This window comes from Acidiphilium sp. PM (assembly GCF_000219295.1).
Taxonomy (GTDB): domain Bacteria; phylum Pseudomonadota; class Alphaproteobacteria; order Acetobacterales; family Acetobacteraceae; genus Acidiphilium; species Acidiphilium multivorum.
Genome location: NZ_AFPR01000626.1, coordinates 1 through 4,909 on the forward strand (window position 1 = coordinate 1; position 4,909 = coordinate 4,909).

7 protein-coding genes are annotated in these 4,909 nt (G+C 58.7%); 2 read left to right on the plus strand and 5 right to left on the minus strand.

Annotated features, from left to right (window positions below; translation table 11 throughout):
• Nucleotides 1-399: helix-turn-helix domain-containing protein (locus tag APM_RS21170; RefSeq protein ID WP_241763240.1), on the minus strand; the 399-nt coding region annotated here is incomplete at its 3' end.
• A gap of 1,344 nt (nt 400-1,743) precedes the next feature.
• Between APM_RS21170 and APM_RS19715 the strand changes: the two genes are divergently transcribed.
• On the plus strand, nt 1,744-2,220 hold the full coding sequence (locus APM_RS19715; protein ID WP_039889431.1) for a hypothetical protein: 477 nt from the start codon (nt 1,744-1,746) through the stop codon (nt 2,218-2,220).
• A gap of 242 nt (nt 2,221-2,462) precedes the next feature.
• Nucleotides 2,463-2,993 carry a hypothetical protein gene (locus tag APM_RS19720; protein ID WP_039889432.1) on the plus strand — a complete coding sequence of 177 codons (531 nt, stop codon included), beginning with the start codon at nt 2,463-2,465 and terminating at the stop codon, nt 2,991-2,993.
• Between the two features lie 147 nt (nt 2,994-3,140).
• Here APM_RS19720 and APM_RS23010 read toward each other — a convergent pair whose 3' ends face one another.
• From APM_RS23010 to APM_RS22890, 4 genes are all read right to left on the minus strand, one after another.
• Nucleotides 3,141-3,272: a hypothetical protein gene (locus APM_RS23010; RefSeq protein ID WP_256379524.1), complete on the minus strand. Its 132-nt coding sequence runs from the start codon at nt 3,270-3,272 to the stop codon at nt 3,141-3,143.
• Between the two features lie 16 nt (nt 3,273-3,288).
• Complete coding sequence (locus tag APM_RS19725; protein ID WP_192826806.1) at nt 3,289-3,879, minus strand: hypothetical protein; 591 nt, start codon at nt 3,877-3,879, stop codon at nt 3,289-3,291.
• A gap of 120 nt (nt 3,880-3,999) precedes the next feature.
• Nucleotides 4,000-4,440: a DUF29 domain-containing protein gene (locus tag APM_RS19730; RefSeq protein ID WP_007425147.1), complete on the minus strand. Its 441-nt coding sequence runs from the start codon at nt 4,438-4,440 to the stop codon at nt 4,000-4,002.
• A gap of 13 nt (nt 4,441-4,453) precedes the next feature.
• A complete protein-coding gene (locus tag APM_RS22890) occupies nt 4,454-4,645 on the minus strand; it encodes a hypothetical protein (protein WP_007425148.1) in 192 nt (63 codons plus the stop codon).
• Nucleotides 4,646-4,909 lie beyond the last annotated feature (264 nt).

Sequence of the window (4,909 nt, forward strand, 5' to 3'; positions counted from 1 at the left end):
CTCTAACCCGACCAGCGGAGGCTGCGTCGGCGGATCGAGGCCGTTTCCAGTCGGCAATTGGCGGTCTCCCGGATACAAAGCAGGAACCCGCTCTAGGGGCGGCTGTGCACCAATTTCGGCCTTGTCTGGCTGTTCGTCGTCGGAAACCAGTACCGCCGCACTGAACAGGCTGTAGCGTATGCCATCGCGGCTCCCAGTCCATGCCACGCGATCATTCACGATGTAGGCGTTTGTTGTTCCGACACCGCCTAGCTGACGGACCTCAATCCAATTTTGTTCCTTCAGCACGTTGATCGCACGGAGAGCGGTATTCCGAGAGCAACCCATCATCCGCTGAAGGTTAGGGACGCTGGCTACCAAGGCATTGTGACGTCCCATGTTGCCTACGATGACGTGCATGAGTGCCGCAGCCTTGGGGTGGGAGCCGATGAGTTTTGCCCATCGCTCATGTGCTGCCCTTTCGGTTTGCACCCATGTTCCGCTCGGCGCTGTAGCGAGACCGACGGTTTTTGGGGGAACTTTCGACATGGGACTACCCCGTCTCACTCATGAACAATGATTGTCAGTACGTAGACAATCAATGTCTATTTTAGCGGACATTTAATGTCAATGAACTGACAAAAAACGTCCAAACCCGTCCCATCAGCTATGGGACTACCCCGTCCCATCAGCTATGGGACTACCCCCCCCTATAAAATATTGATTTAATTCATTATTTTTTTCACTCCTTCTATGATCTAGAGGAGCACCCCCGAAGGGGGCTGCCTGCCGTGCAGGTAGTCCACGGGGATGCGTAGCGGAGCGCCCCGATAGGAGGCTGGCGACGCGCAGCCATTCCGGTGGGCCCACCTGTGCGGACTGGCTGATCAGGCGGCCCTCGGGGCCGATGATTGAAGGAGCGGAAAGCCGCTGACGCGGCTTAATCATGAACGGCGGCCCTGAAGGGCCGCGCGGGACCAGGGCGAGGGACCGGCGCGGGCGCGCTGCGCCCTCCGGGTCTCCCGCGCTGCGCTCGACCCGCGCCACGAGGTGAGAGACGGCGACGCGGGAAGCAAAGGCGGCATTGGGGGCGATGCGGCGAGGATGGCCGTAAAATCCCGTCAGACGGGCGTACACAGGTTTTTGGGGTTTTCTGCTCCCCTTTCAGCGTCCGATCCGCAAGGCCGCTCTACGGCCTCCTGAGGGGCTGGAATGGGCATTCCGGATTAGTAGCCGCGTGGGATGACCAGCCTGATATGCCCCTTGGTGGTTACCCAACCGCCGTGCTGGTCACTGCTGGCCTCGAAGCAGAGATGACCGCCGCAGGTCTGCCACTTCACCCGCGCACCCTTGGCCTTGAGTGCCTTGAGGTTGGCCCGTTCGGTCTGGATCTCGGCCCGCAGGGCCTCTGCACGTCAATAGAACACAGCACAACCACAGCAGAGTCACACCATAAAGTCCGCCATAATCACGGCAGATACGATGCAAAAACACAACATGTCCGCTGCATATCTGCGCCAGAAACCCCGCCAAACCCCCGCCACTATGCGGGCGGAAAGTTCAGGAGAGAAGTCACAGACCATTGCACCTTTGGAGCCTCCGGACATGAAAGCGCATTGACCCGCCCCGGTGCGGTCCTCGCGGCCCGGAATGGCAGCAATCCTGAGCGCGTCTGTCCCTCTGCCCTGACCTTCGCTGGGGCACCGAACTGCACCCCTTGGGGTGCAATCGCGGCACTAGTGTCGTTGTCGGAAAATGTGGGGTATGCTCGCGAGCATGAGCAAGCACTCGATGGCCTCGTTACGGGAGCGCCGGGCGGCGCTTGGCCTGGTTCAGATGAATCTCTGGATCAGGGAAGAGGACCGCGCGGCGTTCACCGCGGCGGTTGCGCCGTTCAAGCAGCGGGCCGGGGAGCTGGACCCGGCGCAGCGGCCCGGCAGGAAACGCCAGGAGTTCGCCAGAGCGTCGTCCCGGCCGGTGGCACGGCAGAAGCCGCCAGAGGCTCCCCAGAGGCCCGCAGAAAGGCGATCGGCACCCAGACCGGCGATTGCCCTGCCCTGTCGGCTGATCTTCCCCACCAGGCCGCCCGCCCGCCTCCGCAATGCGATGAAGGAGGATGGGTGGTTCTACGACAAACTCACCGGCACCTGGACCGCTGATGAGGCTGAACCGGTCGAACTCTGGATCGATGAATTGGTTCGCGATTGGGGCGGTCGGATCATCGCACCGGCAGGCGGATAATTTCCCCGGCATCCTCGTGGCAAGAACTAGTGCTTAATTACCAAAGGGCGCACTTACGAGTTGCTGCGCAACTCAGTGTGCTGGAGGTACAGACAAGGCAGGGCGGTTAATCCGGGCAAGCGGCTTTCGCCGCAGAAAGCGCGTGAGACGGCCATTAGCGTCTTGTGAGACGGTGTGGTGCGCACTCTATGGATTGTGCCATAACTCTGGTTGCGGGGCGGTTCAGTGCGTCGCGTGAGACGATGAACGAGATCGATCCAAAACGCCAGGAGCGGAACAAGCGGTATCGTACGGGGCTTGAGGAGCGCGGTATCAAGGCGTTTCAGGTGGTGGCCCCAGAGACGGCTAAGGGGCTGTTTCGGCGAGCAGCGGAACTGATGACCCGCGACAATGACCCAATGGAGCCACGTCAAGCCATGCGTCTGGTTGGCGGGGCAAATGAGCCGGAATTGGGTGATAGTGCACCAGCATTGATCGCTGAGCTGGACGAGGCACGGAAGCGGATTGCTGAGATCGAGCGTCAGGCGGAGGCGAGAAGGGCTATCACGGCGCAGGCTGCCGAACGGCATAGGCAGATGTTGGAGGCCGAGCGGGATGCAGCGAGGGCAGCAGAGGCCGCAGAGCGTGAGAAGGTACAGGCGATCGCCATGGAGGCTCTGCAAGCCCAAGAGCGAGTAGGTCGAGCCGAAACTGTCATCCTGCAGGTTAAGACCTTGCCGGGAATCAAGGGCCGTCTGGTGCGCTGGCTGGCAGGAGACGTACTGCCGGATTAGCTGTCCGGAATCGACCGTATTCGGACAGGTAATTTTACCATGCCCATAAATTAGGCTTCTAGAGTTATGGACAATCAAATACTATTGAACATGGTTTTAATCTCGGGATTCTGGACGGTTCAATCATCGGTGTGAGCCGAACCTGAGTTACGGCCTCGACGACGAAACGAAAAGATATTTGATCAGAGCGGCGATTATCAAAACAATCAACGTCATGATGGCAATACCGAACAGCGCCATACCTCCCATCATCCAGCCGCCCATCATACCATGCATCATCGGGTTGCTCCGTGTTTCAGTCAGCCTTGCCCATCATCCCGCGCATCATTGCCGGCATCCCATCCTTCGCAAAGCGATCGAGCTCCCGTGCATGGGCATAGATCACCTTTACCATTTCCGGATCGTCCGAAGTTTCGGTGACCTGAATCCCGGTAGGTAAGAGTTTATAAGATCGTTTATACTTCGTGCTGTTGGCAAACATGGCCGGTACACTGTTGCTCATCGGGTAGGGAAATGGTCGATTCTCAGCGAGGCGATTATACATTTCGATCACGTGCGCCTGGATGAGGTGAGCGGTTGTTGGATTACTCGAAACAGTGGTGTCAATTATGCCGTTGGGCATGTAGTCCGTAGCGCGCGTGATCTCCGTATGTCGCTCGAATAGTTTCATGCCGAGCTTCATCGGCCCCATCATGTTGCTGCGGGACATCATGCCCTGCATGTCCATGTGGGACATATTTGATCCCATCATTCCGCCCATCATTCCGCCAGATGAACCCGTAGTATCTGCGGACTGTGCAGCGGCGCATCGTGGTCCAAGACCGAGAAGGGCGAGAAAGCCGGAAAATGTGCTGCCAAGGATAGCGGAGAGGGTACGACGCTTCATGAGGTTTCACATCTCTCGATTGATTGGGATGGCAAAACAAGTCTAAACCTTACCATCATGGCAGTGTAAAGAAAGCGTCAGAATCTCGAATTATGGAAAACGTGGACACTACGCGTCCTTTTAGGCTTCCGGCCAGAAGTCTTCGGCCATCATTTGGTCGAAGGACCAGGGGCAGGTGGTGGGGAAGGTTTGCTTAGGTATAGCCGTTTCACCGTATGCCGCGAGGATTGCATCGCCATAGGCATCGCTGATGGCTTCGTCGAGCTTGGCTTGGAGGCTTGGGTTGTCACGTAGATGACGGGCAAGATCACGGCGCTGAATGCGGATAGTCACTTCCCATGACGCTCCACGGCGGACAGGCTGATATTGCCATTTCAAGAGATGCGTGAGGAGTACTGCGAGGCGGCTGATCAGTTCCCGCTTCTCGGTCTTGCCCATGCTCTCGATCTCCTCGGCGATGTGTTCAATGTCGGCCTGCGTCAGCTTCCCAGCGCGCAGAAGTCCGGCCTGTTCATTCGCCCAGGCGTAGAAATCGCGGTCATAGAGGGTCGATGTGCTCATGGTATTAATTCTATCACGAACGGGGCGGCTTCTGGCGGGAAAATAGCCTGGCCAGCAGAGACGGCTGTGGTGCCGGCGCTGGCGGGCCAGCGAGCAGCCGGAGCGCCTGGCTCAAATCCTCGATGTGCCGATCCTTCGCGGAGAGCAGAGCCTCCTTGGCTTCGATCTGCGCTTTGAGCACCCGGATTTCGGCCTGAAAAGCCATCTCATCCCCCCGGCCCAGGGGTGGCCCAAGTGGCTCATTGTGGTGGCCCGGTGGGCCACCCTTGGCTTCGCCAAAGGCGCGAAGCATCTCTGCCGGATCAATCGTTCCATCCGGCAAAACACTAATTTTTCCGCTGGATACGGCCCGCTGTAGGGTGGCTCTGGATATCCCCCAGGCTTGGGCGGCTCGCCTCTGGCTCAGCATGGCCCAAGTGGCTCAATCATGTGGCCCATGTGGCTCTTTCACTTGGGCCGGTAGGTCTGG

Excerpts from the sequence above, each read along its gene's own strand:
- APM_RS19730 (WP_007425147.1), bottom strand. The coding sequence starts at position 4,440 with ATGAGCACATCGACCCTCTATGACCGCGATTTCTACGCCTGGGCGAAT.
- APM_RS19715 (WP_039889431.1), top strand. The coding sequence starts at position 1,744 with ATGCTCGCGAGCATGAGCAAGCACTCGATGGCCTCGTTACGGGAGCGC.
- APM_RS22890 (WP_007425148.1), bottom strand. The coding sequence starts at position 4,645 with ATGGCTTTTCAGGCCGAAATCCGGGTGCTCAAAGCGCAGATCGAAGCC.
- APM_RS23010 (WP_256379524.1), bottom strand. The coding sequence starts at position 3,272 with ATGATGCATGGTATGATGGGCGGCTGGATGATGGGAGGTATGGCGCTG.
- APM_RS19720 (WP_039889432.1), top strand. The coding sequence starts at position 2,463 with ATGAACGAGATCGATCCAAAACGCCAGGAGCGGAACAAGCGGTATCGT.
- APM_RS19725 (WP_192826806.1), bottom strand. The coding sequence starts at position 3,879 with ATGAAGCGTCGTACCCTCTCCGCTATCCTTGGCAGCACATTTTCCGGC.